The organism is Paraburkholderia sp. SIMBA_054 (assembly GCF_046534875.1).
Taxonomy (GTDB): domain Bacteria; phylum Pseudomonadota; class Gammaproteobacteria; order Burkholderiales; family Burkholderiaceae; genus Paraburkholderia; species Paraburkholderia hospita.
Map to the genome: position 1 here is coordinate 1 of NZ_JAWRXV010001658.1, position 238 is coordinate 238.

The 238-nt window shown below is 68.9% G+C and carries 1 pseudogene; it reads right to left on the reverse strand.

Features of this window, described 5'->3' with window-relative positions:
• A pseudogene (locus SB822_RS60720) lies at positions 1-238 on the reverse strand (succinylglutamate desuccinylase); the annotation flags it as partial.

Genomic DNA, 238 nt, shown 5'->3' on the forward strand with positions numbered 1-238 from the left:
GCGTCGAATGCCGCGCATACAGAACGCCTGCGACGCCGCTCTTCAGCGTGACGACGCGGTCTGTCAACGGATCGACGATGTCCGCGATTTCACGGCCCACGTCGACCCACGTGCCGACTTCACAGCGATACACCAGCACGCCGCTAATCGGCGCCACGATTGGCTCGGCACCCGCGAGCGGCGTGGCCGCGAATTCGAGCGGCGGCAGCGCGGCCGCCGTGCCTGCGATCACGCCGCG